Annotated in this window: 16 protein-coding genes and 1 riboswitch; of the genes, 9 read left to right on the forward strand and 7 right to left on the reverse strand. The window is 50.2% G+C overall.

The window, feature by feature from the left end; all coding sequences use genetic code 11:
* The first annotated feature begins 79 nt into the window (after positions 1-79).
* The 4 genes from ahpC (at position 80) to ACP26N_RS15810 (ending at position 4513) form a co-directional block, all read left to right on the forward strand.
* Positions 80-643: an alkyl hydroperoxide reductase subunit C gene (gene ahpC, locus ACP26N_RS15795; RefSeq protein WP_012371860.1), complete on the forward strand. Its 564-nt coding sequence runs from the start codon at positions 80-82 to the stop codon at positions 641-643.
* A 14-nt stretch (positions 644-657) separates the two neighbouring features.
* A complete protein-coding gene (ahpF, locus tag ACP26N_RS15800; protein ID WP_131503595.1) occupies positions 658-2187 on the forward strand; it encodes an alkyl hydroperoxide reductase subunit F in 1530 nt (509 codons plus the stop codon).
* A gap of 351 nt (positions 2188-2538) precedes the next feature.
* The gene (locus tag ACP26N_RS15805; RefSeq protein WP_131503596.1) at positions 2539-3081 is read left to right on the forward strand and encodes an ECF transporter S component; all 543 of its coding nucleotides are present in this window, start codon (positions 2539-2541) and stop codon (positions 3079-3081) included.
* 83 nt (positions 3082-3164) lie between these two features.
* Positions 3165-4513, forward strand: a protein-coding gene (locus tag ACP26N_RS15810) for an IS3 family transposase (protein WP_426353953.1) whose coding sequence is annotated in 2 segments (ribosomal slippage) — positions 3165-3624 and positions 3624-4513 — 1350 coding nt in all. Because the reading frame shifts where the segments join, the coding sequence is not laid out codon by codon here.
* Between the two features lie 76 nt (positions 4514-4589).
* Here the strand turns inward: ACP26N_RS15810 and ACP26N_RS15815 are convergent.
* Entirely contained in the window at positions 4590-6083 is a 1494-nt protein-coding gene (locus tag ACP26N_RS15815; protein WP_426354347.1) for a malate:quinone oxidoreductase, read from the reverse strand.
* Between the two features lie 234 nt (positions 6084-6317).
* On the opposite strand from ACP26N_RS15815, the gene ACP26N_RS15820 reads away from it, so the two are divergent.
* Positions 6318-7844 (forward strand): cryptochrome/photolyase family protein, encoded by a 1527-nt coding sequence (locus tag ACP26N_RS15820; RefSeq protein ID WP_131973559.1) that lies wholly within the window; start codon positions 6318-6320, stop codon positions 7842-7844.
* 78 nt (positions 7845-7922) lie between these two features.
* Here ACP26N_RS15820 and ACP26N_RS15825 read toward each other — a convergent pair whose 3' ends face one another.
* Positions 7923-9290 (reverse strand): amino acid permease, encoded by a 1368-nt coding sequence (locus ACP26N_RS15825; protein ID WP_131973560.1) that lies wholly within the window; start codon positions 9288-9290, stop codon positions 7923-7925.
* Between the two features lie 160 nt (positions 9291-9450).
* Positions 9451-9526: riboswitch (glycine riboswitch) on the reverse strand.
* Between the two features lie 217 nt (positions 9527-9743).
* On the opposite strand from ACP26N_RS15825, the gene ACP26N_RS15830 reads away from it, so the two are divergent.
* Together ACP26N_RS15830 and ACP26N_RS15835 are read left to right on the forward strand one after the other, a co-directional pair.
* A complete protein-coding gene (locus tag ACP26N_RS15830; protein ID WP_426354349.1) occupies positions 9744-10298 on the forward strand; it encodes a histidine phosphatase family protein in 555 nt (184 codons plus the stop codon).
* A gap of 200 nt (positions 10299-10498) precedes the next feature.
* Entirely contained in the window at positions 10499-11743 is a 1245-nt protein-coding gene (locus tag ACP26N_RS15835; protein ID WP_426354350.1) for an MFS transporter, read from the forward strand.
* Between the two features lie 41 nt (positions 11744-11784).
* Here the strand turns inward: ACP26N_RS15835 and ACP26N_RS15840 are convergent, their stop codons facing one another.
* The 3 genes from ACP26N_RS15840 to ACP26N_RS15850 are packed head-to-tail and all read right to left on the reverse strand — an operon-like array spanning position 11785 to position 13322.
* A complete protein-coding gene (locus tag ACP26N_RS15840) occupies positions 11785-12303 on the reverse strand; it encodes an NUDIX hydrolase (protein ID WP_426354352.1) in 519 nt (172 codons plus the stop codon).
* Positions 12304-12813, reverse strand: a complete 510-nt coding sequence (locus ACP26N_RS15845) for a hypothetical protein (RefSeq protein ID WP_131503604.1) — start codon at positions 12811-12813, stop codon at positions 12304-12306. It lies immediately after the preceding gene.
* Between the two features lie 26 nt (positions 12814-12839).
* Positions 12840-13322, reverse strand: a complete 483-nt coding sequence (locus ACP26N_RS15850; RefSeq protein ID WP_131503605.1) for an LURP-one-related family protein — start codon at positions 13320-13322, stop codon at positions 12840-12842.
* A gap of 159 nt (positions 13323-13481) precedes the next feature.
* Between ACP26N_RS15850 and ACP26N_RS15855 the strand changes: the two genes are divergently transcribed.
* Together ACP26N_RS15855 and ACP26N_RS15860 are read left to right on the forward strand one after the other, a co-directional pair.
* The gene (locus tag ACP26N_RS15855) at positions 13482-15074 is read left to right on the forward strand and encodes an FMN-binding glutamate synthase family protein (RefSeq protein ID WP_426354353.1); all 1593 of its coding nucleotides are present in this window, start codon (positions 13482-13484) and stop codon (positions 15072-15074) included.
* 101 nt (positions 15075-15175) lie between these two features.
* Complete coding sequence (locus ACP26N_RS15860; protein ID WP_026827057.1) at positions 15176-16171, forward strand: tRNA dihydrouridine synthase; 996 nt, start codon at positions 15176-15178, stop codon at positions 16169-16171.
* Positions 16172-16228: 57 nt separating this feature from the next.
* On the opposite strand, the gene ACP26N_RS15865 is transcribed toward ACP26N_RS15860, so the two are convergent.
* Together ACP26N_RS15865 and ACP26N_RS15870 are read right to left on the reverse strand one after the other, a co-directional pair.
* Complete coding sequence (locus ACP26N_RS15865) at positions 16229-16753, reverse strand: SF0329 family protein (protein ID WP_426354355.1); 525 nt, start codon at positions 16751-16753, stop codon at positions 16229-16231.
* Positions 16754-16813: 60 nt separating this feature from the next.
* Positions 16814-19588: a glycoside hydrolase family 3 protein gene (locus ACP26N_RS15870; RefSeq protein WP_426354357.1), complete on the reverse strand. Its 2775-nt coding sequence runs from the start codon at positions 19586-19588 to the stop codon at positions 16814-16816.
* Position 19589 lies beyond the last annotated feature (1 nt).

Below are 19589 nucleotides of genomic sequence, written 5' to 3' on the forward strand. Positions count from 1 at the left end.
ATTCTAGTGTGATAGATACAGTTTTTTTCTTTCTACTAGAACAGATTCTTAAATAGAACCCAACAGGAGGATTTTTATCATGTCTTTAATCGGAAGTGAAGTAAAACCATTTAGTGCATCAGCATTCCACAACGGAGAGTTCGTCGATCTTACAGATGCCAACCTTCGTGGAAAATGGAGTGTCGTTTGTTTCTATCCAGCAGACTTTACATTCGTTTGCCCGACTGAGCTCGAAGATCTTCAAAACCAATACGCAACACTCAAAGCGCTTGACGTTGAAGTGTACTCGGTTTCAACAGACACGCACTTTACACATAAAGCATGGCACGAAACTTCAGAAACAATCGGTAAAATCGAGTACGTCATGATTGGTGACCCGTCACACGTCATCTCACGTAACTTCGAAGTCTTAAACGAACAAGACGGACTTGCAGACCGCGGAACGTTCATCATCGATCCGGACGGTGTCATCCAAACGGTTGAAATCAACGCTGGCGGAATCGGCCGTGACGCAAGCACACTCGTCAACAAAATCAAAGCAGCACAATACGTACGCAACAACCCAGGCGAAGTTTGCCCAGCGAAATGGGAAGAAGGTTCTGCAACACTTACACCGAGCCTTGACCTCGTCGGAAAAATTTAAGGAGCGGATTTGAGATGGCTTTAGCAGCAGATATTAAAGCACAACTCGCTCAATACCTCGATTTATTGGAAGGAGATCTTGTCCTCGCGGTCAGCGCCGGGACAGACTCCGTTTCTCTTGAGATGAGCGAGCTCGTCGAAGAAATCGCGAGCATGTCACCACGAATCAGCATCGAACAGGCGGCCTTGCCGCGGACACCAAGCTTCAGCGTCAACCGTGTCGGGGAAGAGAGCGGCATTACGTTTGCCGGGATTCCACTCGGTCACGAGTTCACGTCCCTCGTCTTGGCGTTACTCCAAGTCAGCGGTCGCGCGCCGAAAGTCGACGCCGCACTGATCGAACAGATCAAAGGCATCAAAGAAACGTATCATTTCGAATCGTACATCAGTCTCAGCTGCCACAACTGTCCGGATGTCGTTCAAGCCCTAAACGTCATGAGTGTCCTGAACCCGAATATCAGCCACACGATGATTGACGGCGGTGCCTTTAAACAAGAAGTCGAAGCAAAAGAAATCATGGCTGTCCCAACTGTCTTCGTCAACGGCGAAGCCTTCGGAAACGGTCGGATGTCCCTCGAAGAGATTCTCGCGAAACTCGGTACAGGTGTCGACGCTTCTGATTTTGCGAACAAAGACCCGTACGACGTTCTTGTCGTCGGTGGCGGTCCTGCCGGTGCCAGTGCTGCGATTTACGCGGCACGTAAAGGAATCCGGACGGGAATCGTCGCGGAACGCTTCGGTGGTCAGGTCATGGATACGATGAGTATCGAGAACTTCATCAGCATGAAGTATACGGAAGGTCCGAAACTCGTGGCGAGTCTTGAAGAACACGTCAAAGAGTACGGGATCGATGTCATGAACCTTCAACGGGCGACACGTCTTGAGAAGAAAGACCTCGTGGAACTGGAGCTTGAAAACGGTGCGGTCTTGAAAACGAAGAGTCTGATCCTTTCAACAGGAGCACGCTGGCGTAACATCGGTGTGCCTGGCGAACTTGAATTCAAGAACAAAGGAGTTGCGTACTGTCCTCACTGTGACGGTCCACTCTTCGAAGGAAAACGCGTTGCGGTTATCGGCGGCGGGAATTCTGGTGTCGAAGCGGCGATTGATTTGGCCGGTCTCGTCAAACATGTGACGGTGCTTGAATTTGCACCGGAACTGAAAGCGGACGCGGTCTTACAAGACCGTCTCGCGAGTCTTCCGAACGTCACGGTCGTTGCCAACGCCCAGACGAAGGAAATCACGGGTACGGATAAAGTGAACGGCATCACGTATGTCGAACGCGAAACAGGTGCTGAGCACCATGTCGAGCTCGAAGGCGTTTTCGTCCAGATCGGTCTTGTGCCAAACACAGACTGGCTCGGCGAAACGATCGAACGCAACAAGTTCGGTGAAATCCTCGTTGATCGTCATGGCGCAACGAACATCCCGGGTGTCTTTGCAGCCGGCGACTGTACGGACAGTGCATACAAACAGATCATCATCTCGATGGGATCAGGTGCTACAGCAGCACTCGGTGCTTTCGATTATATGATTCGTAACTGATTATGAAAACGTCTTGCTTCGGCAAGGCGTTTTTTGATTGTAAAATCTAGTATGAACAGAATCTCCATCAACAAAAGAGAATTTTTCCCGTGCTTTTCTCGGGCGAGGCGCAAGCCGCGACTTTGGCGACCAACAGGTCTTAAAGCCGGGTCTCGCCTGCCTCTACCAGCGCGTAAACGCGCTTTTTCCCGTAGAAGTCACGGAAAATCCCCTTTTAAGTTTGTACTTTCATTAGTAAAGATTCAGATTTAAACTGACCCCTATAAATTGGTCGAAATTGATACTTTTAGCTAGTCCAGAAATCTGATAGATTGAGAGTATTCAAAATCTATCATAAAGAAGGTCTGACACATGCAAAAAGCAGCACCGTATTCAAGCACTCGTACCCGGCAACTCGTCATCACTTCAATGTCGATTGCACTTGTTTTTGTTGCTACATTTTTCATTAATATTAAATTGCCGATCGCGGCAAATGGTGGACTTGTCCATATGGGAACAGCGATGTTGTTCCTGATTGCAATTCTCTTCGGACCCCGGACAGCAATGATTGCCGGCGCGGTTGGAATGGGACTTTTCGATATCATGTCTGGTTGGGCACTTTGGGCGCCTTTCTCCTTTGTCGGTCGCGGCTTACAAGGATTCATCGTCGGTTGGATTGCTTGGACGTATGGACGTCAAGGAACCAAACCCGGTATTAACTTGCTTGCTATGATTGCATCGGTTCCCGCTATGCTCGCTGTCTATTATATCTGTGAAGGAATTTTATATAGCAACTGGGTAGCCCCAGCATTATCCATCCCGGGTAACATCACACAAAACGTCGTCGGGATTCTCGTCGCGATTCCAGTCGGAATTGCTTTGAAGAAAACACGTTTCTTCCGTCAACGCGGCTGATGCACGACAAACAACCCCGCTCTCTTCATGAACTGCCCCATAAAAGTTGGACATAAAAATCCAACTTTTATGGGGTGTTTTTTATGGTCAAATATACAAAGGCGTTTAAAGTCCAGGTCGCTGAGCGTTATCTGACAGGACGAGACGGATACCGAGGTGTGGCGAAAGAATTCGGGATAACGCATAACCTGGTCCGTGAGTGGTCACATCTCTATGAGCGCTGGGGGGAAACGATCTTCGATCCTTCCTATACAACACACTCGCTGGCATTTAAACTGGAGGTATTAAACGACATGGCGACCAATAAGCTGTCCAATAGAGAGACGGCCGTAAAATACCGAATTTCCTCCCCGGGGATGATTTCGACATGGCGATCGACGTATGAACGGGAAGGGACCGCAGGTCTGGTCGCCAAACCGAAAGGACGTGCCCCGATGACGAGACGCAAGAAGAAGGATTTTGAAGAGATGACAGAAGTCGAGAAGCTCAAAGATCGGATCGAGTATCTCGAGATGGAGAACGCTGCGTTAAAAAAATTGAAAGCCTTGGTTCAAGAAGAGAATGCGCGACGAACCGGATCAAGGCACAAGTAATCGACGAATTGCGGTCAATCTATCCCGTTCCGGGACTCCTCCGCGTGCTCGGAATGGCCAGGAGCGTCTATTACTATTGGCGGACGCGCCTGACGGGCGAAGACAAGTATGCGGAGGTGAAGGCAGCCATCCATACCCTCTTCCACGAACACGAGGGACGATGTGGTTATCGTCGCATCCACGCACTTCTCGAACGCCAGGGCTTCCGGCACGATCCGAAGACCGTGCGCCGTCTCATGAACGAGCTCGGTCTCAAATGTCTCGTCCGCATGAAGCGATACCGCTCCTATAAAGGACGGGTCGGAGAGGTCGCACCGAATCTTCTCCAACGGGACTTCAAGGCCACCGGCCTGAACCAGAAATGGGTGACTGACGTCACTGAGTTTCACCTGTTCGGTGAGAAGCTCTACCTGTCGCCGATGATGGACTTGGGAAACCGTGAGATCATTGCCTATACCCTATCGGACCGCCCTACATATCGATTCGTTGGTGAAATGTTAGACAAGGCAATCGGGAAGCTCGACGGGAAAGCCCGACCAATCCTCCATTCCGATCAAGGGTGGCATTATCAATATAGAGCGTTCACTGGTACGCTCCACGAGCACGGCATTACGCAAAGCATGTCCCGTAAGGGCAACTGTCTCGACAACGCAGCCATCGAAAGCTTCTTCGCCGTGCTCAAGTCAGAGCTCCTGTATCTCAAGGAGTTCGATGACATGGACCACTTCAAATGTGAGCTCGAGCGTTACATCGAGTACTATAACCATCGTCGTATCAAGAGACGACTAAAAAACCTGAGCCCGGTGGAATACCGGACTCAGGTCCTCAAGGTCGCCTGACAAATTATTTATTGTCTAACTTTTTTGGTTCAGTTCATCAAGAGAACGGGGCTTTTTTATGCTTCCTATGATGTGTTTAACGAATCGGCTGTGCTTCCGTTAATTCAAGAGTTTTTGTTGTTTCGGCGTGGATCTGACCAAAGAGTTCCGGATTCGCGACGAGTGACGTGCCGTACGACGGAATCATTTCTTTGATTTTTGCTTCCCAGCCAGGCAGTTGATCCGGGAAACACTTGGCCAGCACTTCCAGCATGACCGGTACGGCAGTTGAAGCGCCTGGTGACGCGCCGAGCAACGCTGCAACCGAACCGTCTGCCGCACTGACGACTTCCGTTCCGAACTGAAGTGTCCCCTTGCCTTGCGGTGTATCTTTGATGACCTGAACCCGTTGACCGGCAACGACGACATCCCAGTCTTCCGTCTTCGCGTTCGGAATGAACTCACGCAGTTCGTTCATCCGTTGCTCCGTCGACAGTAAGACCTGTTCGATCAAGTACTTCGTCAGTCCCATCTCTTTTGCCCCTGCCGCAAGCATCGTCAAAACATTGTTCGGTTTAACCGATGTGATTAAATCAAGATTCGATCCCGTCTTGAGGAACTTCGGCGAGAAGCCGGCGAACGGTCCGAATAAGAGTGATTTTTGACCGTCGATGTAACGTGTATCCAAGTGCGGGACAGACATCGGCGGTGCGCCGACTTTCGCTTTCCCGTAGACTTTCGCATGATGACGCTCGGCGATTTCCGGATTTTTACAGACGAGGAACAAGCCGCTGACCGGGAATCCGCCAATCTGTTTCGACTCCGGAATCCCTGTTTTTTGAAGCAACGGCAAGCTTCCGCCGCCGCCACCAATAAAGACGAACTTCGCTGTATGATGTTCAATCCGGTTGTCGCGTTCGTTTTTGACTTTGACTTCCCAGCCGCCGTCGACCCGTTTCAAGTCTTCGACACCATGACCGTAGTTGATCTCGACATCGAGTTGTTTTAAGTGATCAAACAGGATCCGTGTCAACGCTCCGAAATTGACGTCTGTTCCCGAATCGATTTTTGTTGCTGCGATCGGCTCCGGTGATGTCCGGCCTTCCATGATCAACGGAATCCATTGTTTCAGTTGCTCCGGATCTTCCGAAAATTCCATTCCTTTAAACAACGGATTAGCTGAGAGCGCTTCCAATCGTTTTTTCAGGAATGTGACGTTTTCCGCTCCTTCGACCATACTCATATGTGGAATCGGCATGATGAATTCTTTCGGATTCGGCAACACCTGTTCTTTGACGAGGTGCGACCAGAACTGGCGCGACAACTGAAACTGCTCGTTGACCTTGACGGCCTTGCTGATGTCGATCGTTCCGTCGGTGTTTTCCGTCGTATAGTTCAGTTCACAAAGTGCTGCGTGACCTGTCCCCGCGTTGTTCCATTCATTTGAACTTTCTTCCCCAGCACTCGCTAACTTCTCGAATACTTTAATCTTCATGTCCGGCGCAAGCTCTTTTAATAAGACCCCTAACGTTGCGCTCATGACTCCGGCACCAATCAAAATAACATCTGTTTGTTTAGGCATACTGCTCATGATATCCTTCCTATCCCCGTTTGATATTATGGACCTGTCATACCAGTTGAAAGCGCTCGTATGACGACAACTTACCTTTCCAGTATAACCCTATCACAGGTCATTCATAAATTAAAATATTGGGTGTCTCCACTTAAAAATAAATCGGCTTCCGAGTGTAATAGGACACATCCGAAGACATACTTTCCAGCAAACGGGCTATATACTCCTATAGAAGAAAAAGGAGGAACGTGCATGGCAACGCGCTGGATTTTCGGCAATCAACTCAATCACAGCTTACCGCTTCTGACAGAAGCGGATCCAGAAGAAGATATCATCCTGATGGTCGAAGCAACGTCCCGCTCGACCTGGAAGGCATATCATAAACAAAAATTGGTGCTGATCTTTTCGGCGATGCGTCATTTCGCAGAAGAACTCCGGGACAAAGGATTTAAAGTCGATTACCGGGAAGCGGACTCGTTTGACGATGCTTGGAAGCAGCACCAGAAGCAGTACAAACCGACACACCTGCTCTATACAGCCATCACAGACGAACCGATGCGCCGTATCATGCAAAAATTTCAGGACGCTCTCCCGAAAACGATCACCGTCAACATCTGTTCCGATGTTCCGCTCTTTTTATTGACGCAGGACGAAGCTGTGGCACTACTTGGGGATAAACCGTGGAAGATGGATCGCTTTTACCGGCAGCTTCGAAAAGACCGTCGCCTGTTGATGAACGGAAACAAACCACTCGGCGGAAAATGGTCGTTTGATGCGGATAACCGAAAACCGGCGAAGGACGGCGTTGATTTTAAAGTACCGATCCGGTTTCGTCCGGATCAGATCACACGCGACGTCATGAAAAAAGTCGAAACGTCATTTGCCGATCATCCGGGGCAGCTTGAGACATTCCACTGGCCGGTTACCCGAACGGAAGCCCAGCGCGCGCTCGCCCGGTTCATTGAGGAACGGCTAGAGACATTCGGCACTTATCAGGATGCGATGCTAACGGGAGAGGATACGTTATCCCACTCCCTGCTCTCCTCGTCGATCAATATCGGCTTACTGTCACCGGACGAAGTCATCAAAGCGGCGGCGGCCGCACTGGAAGACCAGGAAGCACCGCTTAATGCTGTCGAAGGATTCATCCGGCAGATTCTCGGGTGGCGCGAATACATGCGGGCGGTTTATTTAAGTAAGATGCCGGGGTACGAACAGGTCAATGTCCTGCAACACAACCGAGATTTGCCGGACTTCTTCTGGGACGGCGAAACAACGATGACGTGTGTCGCGGAATCACTGCGTCCAGTCGTCGAAACGGCGCACAATCACCACATTCAGCGGCTGATGGTGCTCGGGAACTTTGCTAATCTGTTTGAGATTTCCCCGCAACAAACAGCGGACTGGTTTAACGAAATGTATATCGATGCCTATGAATGGGTCGTCCTGCCGAACGTTCTCGGGATGGCGTTGCATGCCGACGGCGGTCTCTTGTCGACGAAACCGTACATTGCGTCGGCAAACTATATTCATAAAATGAGCGATTATTGCGGGAACTGTCCCTTTAACCAGAAGGATGCGCTTGGCGACAATGCCTGTCCCTTCAACGCCTTATACTGGGACTTCATCGCCCGGCACGAGGAACGTTTCGCCGGTAACCAACGGATGTCGATGATGTACCGGCAGTGGGCAAAACGCGACAAAGCGGACCAGCAGGCGATTCGCAAAAAAGCGACCGCCTTGAAGAAACAGCTGGCGGATGGCACATTTCACCGCTGAGTCTCGTATCAAAAAATAAGACCCGGCTCCCTGACAAGTAAGGCAGGGAGCCGGGTCTTTACTTATTTCCTTGATGTATTATGCACTATGACGTTCTGCTTTTTGATGTTTTTTCGTCCGCAGCTGATACAGGACAAACAATCCGATGAACCAGACCGGTGTCAGGAGAAGCGCAGGACGTGTTTCATCCGCAACCAGCATGACGATTAAGATCAGCGTGAACAGACCGAGCACAAGATAGTTAACGAACGGTGTGAGTGGCGCTTTGAACGTCGATGCAGCATGCAATTCAGGCTGTGTCTTCTTGTATTTCAAGTGACAGACGAGAATAACGCCCCAAACCCAGATGAAACAGATCGCACTGATCGTCGTCACGATGCTGAACGCTTGTCCCGGAAGTAATTTACTCAACAGAGCCCCACCCGAGACGACCAGCGTCGAGACGAACAACGCATTCGCCGGCACATGATTTTTATTGAGCTTCGAAAATGATTGAGGTGCCTGTTTTTGATTCCCGAGATTATAGAGAATCCGGCTCGTCGAGAACATTCCGCTGTTACAAGCAGATGCGGCTGATGTCAGAACGACGAAGTTGATGATTCCGGCCGCGACCGGAATCCCAATCAGACTAAACGTCTTGACGAACGGACTTTCCGTTGCGTTCAGTCCGGTCCATGGATTGATCATCAAGAGGACAAGCAAGGCACCGACGTAGAAGAACAAAATCCGTAACGGAATTTTATTGATTGCGGACGGAATGTTCTTTTTCGGATCAGCCGTTTCGGCGGCCGAGACTCCGACCAGTTCCACTCCGACATAAGCGAAGACGACCATTTGGAACGACAACAGGAATCCGGTGACACCGTTCGGGAACATCCCGCCGTGCTGCCACAAGTTCTTGACCGTGACCGGTCCTGCATCCGTATTAAAGCCGATCACGAGCAAAACGATTCCGACGCCGATCAAGACTAAAATCGTGACGACTTTGATCAAGGCGAACCAAAACTCGAGTTCTCCGAACAGTTTGACCGTCAGGAGATTAAAGCCGAGTAAGATCAACAGGGCGATAACGGCCGGAATCCATTGTGGGATATCAAACCAGTATTTGACGTAAACACCGACGGCGATCACGTCGGCCATCGCCGTCATGATCCAGCAGAACCAATACGTCCAGCCGGTTACGAACGCGGCGCGCGGTCCGAGATAATCTTCCGCGATATCCGTCAGGGACTGATAACCGGCTTTTGACAACAGTAACTCTCCGAGTGCCCGCATGACGAAGAAAATCGCAATCCCGACAAGCAGATAAGCAAATACGATCGATGGACCGGCCAGCTGAATCGCTTTCCCCGATCCTAAAAACAACCCTGTTCCGATCGTTCCACCAATCGCAATCAATTGGACATGACGATTCGATAAATCCCGCTTTAATCCTTGCTGTTCCAAACCTAAACTCCTCCTTTGATGATCTCTCTGTTTCCCCCGGTCAGACTGTTCTGTCAGTCCAACAAAAAAGAGACTGGACGGGTGTCCAATCTCAAAAAAATCATCAGAATAGCAAATAATCATTTTTTGCTTGGCAAAGCCAACACAAAAAATAAAGATTTAGTACTCTTCTGTCCTTTTGCCTGAGATTGTGAACCCTTCGGCGCCGTTTACACGGTCTCTCCAGAAGCTGCTCCTGCCATAGTGTGACCCATGACAATCATAGCTTTCTCTTTTTATTCGGTTGCTGAGGTGACATAATCACCTGAATTGTTTCTAATACTAGTAATCTTATGATCGTTTGTCAACCGTTTTATCAAATTCTTTCATTTCTTCTTTCATAACTTGAAAGAGGATTTTCCATTCTATTACCAGAACTCTTTCATATGGTTACATCTAGAGGAGGTACTTACATTGCAGACCTATTATCTTATCCGACATTGTGAAGCAACCGGACAAGCAGCCGATGCTCCGTTGACGCCACAAGGTCAAAAACAAGCGCTATTACTCGCTGACTTTTTTAAATCCATTCCGATTGACCGGATTTTATCGAGTCCATTTCGACGCGCATACGACACTGTTTTTCCGCTTTCCACTATGTATAATTGTCCAATCGAATTGGAGAATCGGTTGCAGGAACGTATACTCAGTACTTCTTCGTTACATGACTGGCGGGCTGACTTAAAAGCGACATTTTCCGATCTCAAGCTCCGATTTCCCGGTGGTGAATCCAGTCGTGAAGCAATGGAACGGACCTCATCTGTCCTCCATGAGGCATTTCTTCATCCTGCCCGTCACACCGTATTGGTGACGCACGGAAACGCGATGGCTCTATTGTTAAAATCCATCGATTCAAATTTCGACTATCCGGACTGGGAACAGTTGCGTAACCCGGATATCTATCGTCTCGTCAAAAATTCTAAGGGTCTGACTTGCGAACGCTTGCCTTTTAATGCGCAAACAGACTGAAGGAAAAACGTCATTTTTTCAAGTATTCACCAAATGCATCTGACGACTTTTTACCTATTCTTTTATCTTATAGGAAACATAAGAATTATCTATTTTACTTCCCCTTCGAACTCGACTACATTTAACGAATTTATAACAAAGTGAAGTAGTTCAAATCCCTGTCAGACAGGGAGTTGTCTTAAGAAAAGAAGGGGTATGTTATGTCTACACAATCTAATCATGCACGAAAAGGGTATTTGATGATGGCTGTCCTCTGGTTCGCCTATGCGACGTTCGCCATGAACTGGGTCGCCGGTTCCTCATTACCCCCGCAAATCACGGCTCATTTCTTCGGAGACCGGACCGTTGACCCGTTGATTTCACAACTCGTCAATTATTCAATCACGACGGCCCGCGTCTTCGCGAACATTTTGGCGGCACTGATTTTGATGAAACTGGGACCTAAAAAAGCACCGATGCTCGCCCTGTTGTTTCTGATGATGTCCATCGTCGCCATTTATCTGCCGAACTACTGGGCCTATACGGCGGCAAGGATGGTCATGGGCCTTGGCGGTTCAATGGTCATAGTCTACATGAATCCGGTCGTCACTCGTTACATCAGCGATCCAACAGAAAAACTGCGAATCAATGCGCTCAATACCGTCTCGTATAATGTCGGTGCGTTTGTCGTCTCGTTACTGTTTACATTTTTTGCGACTCAATTCACGAACAACTGGCAGCTGACGTTAACGATTTTTGCTGCTTTGACAGCAGTTCTGTTCCTCGCCTGGTTGATTTTCAGTGAAGAGTTCGACTTGAACACGGCAAGTGATCAAAACGAAGTCGTCACGGCTTACGGCTACCGGGATGCGATCAAAGACAGCTTCTTATGGAAATATGCGATTGCGTTCGGCGGCTTCCTGACACTGTATATTCTGTCGCTCGTCGGACTCAAACCGGTGTTTGACACGTATACCGAGTTAAACGGATCGCTCGTCAATCTGCTCGTCTCCGGCGCCGGTATTATCGGGACCTTCGTCGGTTTGAAAATCGGCAGCCGCGGGACACCACGAAAACCGATTCTTCTAATCAGCGGCTTCGTGATGATCGCCAGCTTCATCGTCACGGTTGCGTTTGGCAACATATCACCGCTCGTCTCGTATATCTTTGCTTTCATCTCTGGGTTCGCCATGTACATCCAGTATCCGATTTTCATGAATTTGGCGCACGAAATGAAAGGCATGACACCACAAAAAATTACCGTCTTGTTCGGTCTGTTCTGGGCGATTGCGTATGCGACCCAAACCATCTTTACGATTATTTGGAGTTACACGCTCGGTCAGATGGGTTATACGGCGTCGATGGTCGTCTTTTTCCTCAGCTGTTCGACGTACCTGATCTTTAGTCTCTTTTTACCGGAAACCAAACCGAAACAGTCGGTTCCGGCTTCGAAAAAAACAGCCTGATTGCAAACAATCCCCAGTGTCGCCTGCGACCTGGGGATTGTTTATTTTTGATGCGCACCGTATTGATGGCGCAGGATGAACAGCAATCGGATCAACGGTTCATGGTACGAAATGAATGTCCCTTCCCGAATCCCGGAAATGATTTCCTCTTCCGTCGCCCATTTGACGGTTTGGACTTCTTTTTCCTGTAACGTCAGGGTCGTCAGATCGACTTCCTGTTCGATTAAGTAATAATCGTCAAATCCGACTTCAAACGGAACCGTCAACTGCGGCCGCCGTCCTGCGAACGACAACGACAGACCGAGTTCCTCGAACAATTCGCGCTCGGCCGCCATTTGACTCGTGTCACCAGTCGTCGCACTGCCGCCGACACTGAGGTCCCACATGTTCGGCCAGCCCTCTTTGAACGGCTGGCGTTGCTGAATCAACATTTGTCCTTGTTCGTTAAACAAACAAACATGCACAACAAGATGGTAATCGCCGTCTTTTAATTCTGTCCCCCGCGGCCAGGTACGGCCTGTTTTTACGCGGTCTGCCGTATAGATATCCCATCGTTCCATTTACTTCTTCCCCCCTGCCCAATTGTCCGCAAACAGCGTCGAGACGGTTTTGTCTGCTTTCGCCCGGTCAAGTCCGAGGACGACACTTAAAAACAGTTGTTCTGCCTTGTCGTCAAGCAGTGTCAGTTCGTATTGTTTTCCGAAACGGACCCACCGTCTTTTGCCTTGCCCGATTTTATTCCCCTGATACATGACGCTGAATGTCATCGTCGCCCAATTGATGTCGATTTGCAGGTCGCGGCTGTCAATCCGGTAATCCGAAAACATCAAAAATCCGGTTTTTTGAATCGTCGCGACGACGCGCCCGTCCACTTCCACAAGGATATGCGGCAGCATGCTGAACGTCTGTTTCGTCACCCGACCGACTTCGAATCCTTCGTGAACGAGTTGCCAGTTTTTCTGCATCTGGAATAACTGTCCTCTTACTTCATACGCGATCTGCCCGGTTTCATCGGCAACCGTAAATCGCCGATTCAGTTCAAACGTCTGTTTCATCAAAATCTGCTTCATATACGCTTCCTCTCCTGAGTACTTTCTTATGACGAACTGGATTCTTCATCTTCTTTGACGCAGTCAATGGCGACGACAAGCGCAATCAAAATCTTCTCGATGTCCGGATCAAAGACTTTAATTTCATAACTGTCACCAAATGTGAACCATTTTTTCTCGACGCTTCCGACGACTTCGCCGTGACGCTTGATTTCAAAATCCATATCCCACCAGTCTCCGTCGATTTCAAGATCCGCCGCATCAATCGTGTAGCGGTCTTTAAAGAACGTAAATGATTTTTCGATCGTCAGTGTCTCCCCGTCGACTTCGATAAAAAACTTCGGTAACAGGCTGAGCATTTTTTTCGTGATGACGGCGACTTCCTCTCCCTCAACCGTCGAGATGGAAAAAGTCTTCGGCAGTTTCATAAAGCTGCCTTCGACGAGATAAACGTCCTGTTCCTGTTGATCTTGAATCGAAAATCGTCCCCGTAAACTGAATACTTTCTGTTTCATGTACAGCATATGCATAAGAAATCATCCTTTCGTTCATCTGATTATTCGTTAGGTTTGTATTCTTTAGGCAAGTGGTATCGAGATAGAACGGTCTTGTTTTACCTTATTCGACTAACCTGTTTGTTTTTCCCTCTTCATTGTCCCGCCGCTCATACTCCTGAAGGAGGCACTCCCATGTCGACTGATACCATCATTCTGACGATTATCCTGACATTGATTTCACTCATCATCTTCGTTCCGTTGGCGCTTGGACTCTATCTGTGGAATATCGATCACAGACAACAGGAGCATTCCATCTTACGAAACTTTCCGGTGCTCGGAAAAATCCGTTACATCCTTGAAAAAGTGGGTCCTGAACTTCGCCAGTATTTGTTCTTAAATAACAATGAAGACAAACCGTTTTCCCGGAATGATTACAAAACGGCTGTGCTGGCCGGTAAATATAATACGCGGACGATGGGATTTGGTTCCGAACGTGATTTTGAAGCAGCCGGCTTTTATTTGCAAAATGCCCTTTTCCCGACGAACCGTCAGGAACTGCGGATCGATAACCAGCATAAAATTACGACTCACCTCTATCAGCTCGATCAGGATAATCTCCTGACCCGGAAAGAACACCTGGTTGAACAACAGATTGCACCGTTTTTACTTCCCGCCGCTGACGCTCCGATCATCGGGGAGTACACCTGCCGTCAACCGTTTCAAGTCTTCGGACTAATCGGTCAGTCGGCAATGAGTTTTGGTGCGCTCGGTGACCGGGCGATTACCGCACTGTCGATCGGTCTCGGCCGGGCGGAAGGAACCTGGATGAACACCGGAGAAGGCGGACTATCCGACTATCATTTGAAGGGTGACGTCGATATCATCTTCCAGATTGGACCGGGACTGTTTGGTGTCCGGACGGAAGACGGTGCTTTTTCGCTCGAGGAATTCAAAAAGAAAAGTAAACTGACGCAAATCAAAGCCTTCGAACTGAAACTGGCGCAAGGTGCGAAAACACGGGGCGGTCACCTTGAAGGCGAGAAGGTCACGGCTGAAATCGCCTCCGTCCGGAACGTCAAAGCCGGTGTCAGTATTGACAGTCCGAACCGGTTCAATGAATTCCAGACACCGGAAGAGATGCTGACGTTTGTTGAACTGTTACGGGAAACCGGCGGAAAGCCGGTCGGTATCAAACTGGTCGTCGGCAATCTCAATGATCTGCATGAACTCGTCTCTTACATGAAAACGTCCGGAAAACATCCGGATTTCATCACGATTGATGGCGGGGAAGGCGGAACCGGTGCGTCGTTCCAGGAACTTGCGGATGCGGCCGGTTTACCGCTCAAATCGGCCCTGCCGTATCTGCATCAGTTGCTGGTCGCTCACGGCATCCGCGACCGGATCAAACTGTTTGCTTCCGGCAAACTGATCAGTGCCGATAAGATTGCCGTCGCTTTAGGGCTTGGCGCCGATTTCGTCAACATCGCCTGTGGCCTGATGTTTAACGTCGGTTGCATCCAGGCGCAAGTCTGTCACACGAACCACTGTCCGGTCGGAGTCGCAACGACTGATCCGAAACTCCAGCAAGCGCTGATCGTCGATGAAAAAAGTTTCCGGGTGACGAACTACATCATCTCGCTCCGGGAAGGTTTATACAATCTGACCGCCGCTGCCGGTCTGAAGTCCCCGACCGAGTTGTCGGCAAAGCATATCATCTATAAACAATCGAACGGACAAGTCACACCGGCCACCGCCTTGATTCATTATCCGATGCCTCTTTCCTAAACCATCCGCTTGCACTTTTTCCTCATTACGCTTAAAGTGTATAGTTGATGAAATTTTAATTGTGCAAAACGAATTACCTTAAGGAAAGGGTTTTATATACGATGAAAAACAACTTTTGGCAGGACCTGCCACGACCATTTTTTGTACTTGCTCCAATGGAAGATGTCACCGACGTCGTTTTCCGTCACGTCGTCGCGAAAGCAGCGCGACCGGATGTCTTCTTCACTGAATTTACGAATACAGAAAGTTACTGTCACCCAAAAGGGAAACAGAGTGTCCGCGGACGCCTTGAGTTCACGGAAGATGAGCAGCCGATGGTCGCCCACATCTGGGGCGACAAGCCGGAATATTTCCGTGAGATGAGTATCGGAATGGCGGAAATGGGCTTTAAAGGAATCGATATCAACATGGGTTGTCCGGTCCAGAACGTCGCCGTCAACGGAAAGGGATCAGGACTGATCAACCGTCCCGATGTCGCCGCTGAACTGATTCAAGCAGCAAAAGCCGGCGGTCTGCCGGTCAGCGTCAAGACACGACTCGGCTATTCGAAAGTCGAGGAGTGGCACGACTGGTTACGTCATATCCTTGAGCAGGACATCGCCAACCTGTCGATTCACCTGCGGACGCGTAAAGAAATGAGTGCAGTCCCGGCCCACTTCGAACTGATTCCGGAAATCAAGAAACTCCGCGATGAAGTAGCACCGCAAACGCTCTTGACGATCAACGGAGACATCAACGACCGTCAACATGGTCTTGAACTCGTCGAACAGTACGGTGTCGACGGCGTCATGATCGGACGCGGGATTTTCCATAACCCGTTTGCGTTCGAAGTCGAAAAGAAAGACCATTCAAGCGAAGAATTACTTGATTTGTTACGTTTGCAACTCGACCTACACGATCAGTATTCAGCTGAATTCGAGCCGCGTCTCTTCAAACCGCTCCGCCGGTTCTTCAAGATTTATGTCCGCGGTTTCCGCGGGGCGAGCGAACTGCGCGCCCGTTTGATGGACACGAACTCAACGGATGACGTCCGGGCATTGCTTGACGAATTCGTCGAACAAGAAGGCATTCACGCTGTTAATTCGTTTTCGATTTAAGGATTTGAATTGAATATGCAAAAGAGCAAGGCATCGCGCCTTGCTCTTTTTTTGACGTTAGTTCACTTCCGCTTCCAATCGAATCTTTAAACAGGTCAATTCAAACGGTGTATCGCATGTTACTCGTTCCAAGCGCCGTTTCCCGACGCGCCGGTCGAGCAACGCAAAACCGCGGATGAAGGCATGGGGATGCGTCAACGCTTCTTCAATCGCGAGCGTCGGATACAACAGCAAATCCTTTTGCACGTCGTAATTGGCATGCCATCCCTCTTCCTCCAACTCACGTTCAATCTGCTCATATAATACACGTGATGTGTTGAACCAATCCGATTGAAAAATCTCCAGTGTAATTCGCTCCGGTTTTTCCGGCAAGCGCTTCTTCGCCAACGCATAACGACGGTCCGCTTCGAACGTAAACCGCAAATCCTCCGCCCGGAAAATTTCTTCCCCGTCCAGTGTCATCCAGACTCGGGCTTCGCCGTCATGAAAATGCCGGTCAACTGTGGCATACAAATCGAGACGCGGTCGAAGTGACGGCGCGACGAACGATAAGATCTGCTTTTTCATTTTTGAGAATTGCATCGGGTCCTCCTTTAAAACGCGTTAAACACCAGGCAGCAACTGACTGCCTGGTGTTTAAGTTTACCCGTTTTTCATATGGAACGATTCCGTTAACGTAAAGGTGATGTTTTTGAGCTCAAGCCCGCCAAGTGCAAAGTACAGCTTAAAGTAGTTGTGCGGATTAAAGACGAAGACGTCTTTCGTCTGCGTCACCCATTCGCCGTTTGTCCCGTTAAACGTAAACGTCGCGACCGGCATGTTGTTCGCAAACAACGTCACCGGCATCTGTGCCAGTTCCCCGGCATACGACCGGGCTTCAAACGTGACGTGGTACATGCCGGTTTCTTCCGCCGTCACGGCGAAGACATGGCTGCTTCCAGTCGACGTGTCGAGTTCATCAAACACGATCGGGACACCGCTTTGAAGTTGCTGGTGCGTCACGGCTTGTTCGTTCAGATCATCCGTTTCTTCCGGTAATCCGGTGACGTCGACTGTTACTTCCTGACCAAGCGTCCGCTCCATGACCGGTGACCGCAGGATGAACCGACAGATATTCGCCGCACTCCGTAACAATTCTGCCCGTGTCAACGTCCCATCTGCAAGCGACGACAGCGTATCATCCTCAAACGGATTCGCCCCCGGTTCTCCGACGACCATGTAGAGATCGTTTTGCGAACGGACCATCGTCGCCGTCTGTTGCCGGTTGGCTTCCGTTTCTTCCGTATTGATCTTCGCCCACCAGTCGGTCATGACGACACCGTCAAAGCCCCACTCGTCGCGGAGAATCCGGGTGTTCTGATCATACAAGCCGGCGGTCCAGAGTCCATTGACGGCACCGTATGTCGTCATAATGGCATAGGCCTGTCCCCGTTTGACGGCATGCTCAAATCCTTTCAGATAAATTTCCCGCAACGCCCGTTCCGAAACGATCGAATCGAGATCATGACGATGGAACTCCTGATTGTTGGCACTTAAATGCTTCAGCGTTCCAGTCACCCCGACCCGGTGCATCCCGTCGAGCTGGGCGACAGCCATCATCCCCGTCAGATGCGGATCTTCCGAGAAGTACTCGAAGTTCCGACCGTTGAGCGGATGACGGTGGATGTTCATCCCCGGTCCAAGCAACGTGTCGATGCCGTTTTTCCGGAGTTCGAGCCCTGTCATTTCAAATAAGTCGGCCACCAGATCGACGTTGAACGTCGAGGCGACGAGCGTTCCGTTCGGCAGGGAGAAGGCTTTGGTTCCGATATCCATCCGGATGCCGGACGGACCGTCGGCACAGCAGGCCGCCGGGATCCCGAACGCTGTCAGCCGGTCGGTGACACCGCCGAATGCGGCCGCCGTTCCCGGAGTAACGCGTGGGGAGTTCATCCCTTCACCGCGGACGATTGCTGCCAGATCTTCATTCGATAACTGATCAAGAAACGCATCGAGCGACGTCTTCTCTTCGTAAACGTCCTTCAGGGTCAGTCCCTGGTCGTCCGAATACGTGCGTGCTGCCGGTCGTTCGTCGAGGCGACGGGCTTCCGGATCAATCGTCCGCAGTGGTGTCGCTTCATACGCCACGTCATATCCGGTCTTCGTCTGTTGCGGCTTCAGCCGGTCGAATGGCGTGACCGGCGCCATGTTTTCGCTTAACGTCTCAACGACACGCAACGCTTCAATTGTTTGTGTCGCCACGTGCGCCGCTGTTCGGACGTCTGTGCCGGCGTACAGATGATAAGCACCCGCTTCGATGACGTAAGACGATTTATGCCCCGTCGCGCCGGAATCATCGTAACTTGCATATTCCGTCAGCGGAACGATCAGCGTCAACGTCTCCTGTTGGCCCGGTTCAAGCTGTTGCGTTTTCGCAAACGTCACAAGCCCGCGTGCCGGATTGCCGAGTTGTCCCTGCGGTTTTTCAAGATACACCTGGACGACTTCTTTCCCACTGTGCGTCCCTTTGTTCGTCACGGTGACGGTTAACGTGACCTGTTGCTCCGTCATCTCAACAGTATCGGTGACGACATCAAACGTCGTATACGATAAGCCGAATCCGAACGGATAGAGGACATCGTCTTTTGCAAACGTCTCGAAGTACCGGTATCCGACATAGATGTCTTCCTTGTAGATCGCCCGGTCCTCATGACCGAAGTACGGTGTTGACGGGTACGCATCAAGGGAACGGACAATCGTGTCCGGCAGTTTTCCGGATGGTGTGACCGCTCCCGTCAAGAGATCGACCAACGCGTTTCCGCCTTCCATCCCGCCTTGCCATCCGTACAGGATCGCACTCGGATTAAAATCAAGCGCCCACTGCATGTCGATGACATTGCCGACGTTTAATAAGACGACAGTCTTCGGGAACGCTCCCGCGACTTTTTCGATCAGTGTCAACTCGACGTCCGTCAGCAGATAACTGCCGGGATCCGCTGTATTATCGCGGTCTTCACCGGCCGTCCGACCGATCATGATGATGGCGACATCCGATTGCGACGCTGCATCTGTGACGACTTCGTCCGTGATCGGCATTTCTTCCTGCGACCACGGTTCCGCCGCCCAGCCTTCGCCTTTATCAAATGGATGATCTTTTAGCCAGCCTTCATAGACGTCGAGCAACGATTGGTTTACCGTCACATCCGGATGGTCTTGCAACGCTTCGAGCGGACTTGTCACGTGTGTGACGTTCACCATCCCGCCCGATCCCGTTCCGCTTTTGTAATAGTTGAACTGATTGCGTCCGAACACCGAGACTGTTGTCCCCGCTGACAGCGGCAACGTCTGCTTGTCATTCTTCAGCAGGACCGCGCCTTCTGCGACCGTCTGCCTCGCCAGTGCCGTATAGGCGTTCCAATCTAATATATATGTCGTCATC

Origin of the sequence: Exiguobacterium sp. R-39 (assembly GCF_049942815.1) — a bacterium.
Lineage (GTDB): Bacteria > Bacillota > Bacilli > Exiguobacteriales > Exiguobacteriaceae > Exiguobacterium_A.

Coding starts and splice junctions, on each gene's coding strand:
- ahpC (WP_012371860.1), top strand. CDS start 80: ATGTCTTTAATCGGAAGTGAAGTAAAACCATTTAGTGCATCAGCATTC.
- ACP26N_RS15820 (WP_131973559.1), top strand. CDS start 6,318: ATGGCAACGCGCTGGATTTTCGGCAATCAACTCAATCACAGCTTACCG.
- ACP26N_RS15850 (WP_131503605.1), bottom strand. CDS start 13,322: ATGCATATGCTGTACATGAAACAGAAAGTATTCAGTTTACGGGGACGA.
- ACP26N_RS15870 (WP_426354357.1), bottom strand. CDS start 19,588: ATGACGACATATATATTAGATTGGAACGCCTATACGGCACTGGCGAGG.
- ACP26N_RS15860 (WP_026827057.1), top strand. CDS start 15,176: ATGAAAAACAACTTTTGGCAGGACCTGCCACGACCATTTTTTGTACTT.
- ACP26N_RS15815 (WP_426354347.1), bottom strand. CDS start 6,083: ATGAGCAGTATGCCTAAACAAACAGATGTTATTTTGATTGGTGCCGGA.
- ACP26N_RS15805 (WP_131503596.1), top strand. CDS start 2,539: ATGCAAAAAGCAGCACCGTATTCAAGCACTCGTACCCGGCAACTCGTC.
- ACP26N_RS15855 (WP_426354353.1), top strand. CDS start 13,482: ATGTCGACTGATACCATCATTCTGACGATTATCCTGACATTGATTTCA.
- ACP26N_RS15835 (WP_426354350.1), top strand. CDS start 10,499: ATGTCTACACAATCTAATCATGCACGAAAAGGGTATTTGATGATGGCT.
- ACP26N_RS15840 (WP_426354352.1), bottom strand. CDS start 12,303: ATGGAACGATGGGATATCTATACGGCAGACCGCGTAAAAACAGGCCGT.
- ACP26N_RS15865 (WP_426354355.1), bottom strand. CDS start 16,753: ATGCAATTCTCAAAAATGAAAAAGCAGATCTTATCGTTCGTCGCGCCG.
- ACP26N_RS15845 (WP_131503604.1), bottom strand. CDS start 12,813: ATGAAGCAGATTTTGATGAAACAGACGTTTGAACTGAATCGGCGATTT.
- ahpF (WP_131503595.1), top strand. CDS start 658: ATGGCTTTAGCAGCAGATATTAAAGCACAACTCGCTCAATACCTCGAT.